Below are 1419 nucleotides of genomic sequence, written 5' to 3'. Positions count from 1 at the left end.
CAGAGATCCTTTAAATTGAGACTGCTTGACGTAGTTTTTGCTTTGCCTGTTTGGATTGTCCCGCCGCTTTTTAAGCGCCGCGCCGTAGTCCATCAGCGCATAATACCACATTCGCGGATCCTCCTCATAAAGGCTCGCGCGCACGAGCGGCGCGATTTCTTTATCGCTCACTTCCTCGCGGTACGAGAAAAAGAAGTGGATGAAAACGGCGCGGATATTCGTCTCGATAAAAATCGTGGGCTTATCGTAGGCAAACGCGGCGACGGCTGCGGCGGTGTAAGCTCCGATGCCGGGAAGCGTCCGCAGTGCGGCAGGATTAGAGGGCACGGCGCCGTCAAATTCGCGCACAATCTTTTTGGCGCACTCGTGCAAATAGCGCGCGCGGCGGTTGTAGCCCAGACCCACCCAGCACCGCAGCACCTGTGTAAAAGGCGCATCGGCGAGCGCGCGCACGGTGGGGAATTCCTCCAGCCAGCGCGCATATTTGGGGATCACCCGCTGCGTCTGGGTCTGCTGCAGCATAAACTCCGATACGAGGATCGCATACGGATCGCTCGTTTGTCGCCACGGCAATGCCCGCCCGTGCTCGCGGTAAAAAGATAAAATTTCGTTTTGAAACTCCGCATAATCCGCGCCGTTTGCCGCCCGCATAATTCGCTCCCTTATCTTAAATTTAAACCTTACGTATCGGCGCTACTGGGTACGTTTATGCGCCGAACCGCCTTTTGGTATTTTTCGGTTTTTAAAATCTCGGCTACAAGCTCATCGCCGCTCGGCGTAAGCGAGCGGCGATACAGGCGGAAGTGCTCGTTTGCTCGCCGCGGCGTCCTTTGATCTTTAAATCGGCAGTGCCGCCCGTTTACGGCGTCGTAATATTCGGCAGTTTGTCGTTGTTCAGATCAAATTTCAAAATTTTACCGTTCGCGCAGCGCTTCGCGTAAAAATAATCTTTGTAAAAAGAAGCGCCGCAGCTAAGCCCGCGACCGATCGCTTCGTCGTTTCCTAGTTTATCTTTGATCGCGTAGAAAATTTTCCCAAGTAGCCGCGCCCTGATTTTTTGCGACGAGCCGCAGCGCGATCGTCTCTATAGCCTCCTGCGTCTCCCGCCCGCCCATGCTTTCGAGATGCTTCGATACATATCGTCGTAAAATACCTTTGCAGGCAATTCGGACTCTTGCGGCGATTCCAGCGAAATAAAAAATTTTAAGCTTTGCCTCAGGTCAGTTAGGTTTCGGCGGTTATTCGAACCGGTTTTGGCGGCACCATAGGCGCTCTTTTTTGCAAATATACCGTCCCACCGCAGCCGGCAAGGATGTCCGCGATATACGGAATAAAATCGCCGAGCGGCATAAGAAGGTGGGCGCGGGGCATTTTATCTGCGTTTTAAATTTTACTCTTTATGGCTTCGGCGATCGCACG

At 53.3% G+C, this 1419-nt stretch carries 1 pseudogene; it reads right to left on the bottom strand.

The features are described 5' to 3' along the window. A pseudogene (locus Q0236_RS05430) lies at positions 1 to 651 on the bottom strand (hypothetical protein); the annotation flags it as partial. Positions 652 to 1419: the final 768 nt, after the last annotated feature.

The organism is uncultured Campylobacter sp., assembly GCF_938031315.1.
GTDB lineage: Bacteria > Campylobacterota > Campylobacteria > Campylobacterales > Campylobacteraceae > Campylobacter_B.
Note: the sequence above shows the minus strand (reverse complement) of the source record. Positions and strands in the feature narration are given on the sequence as shown.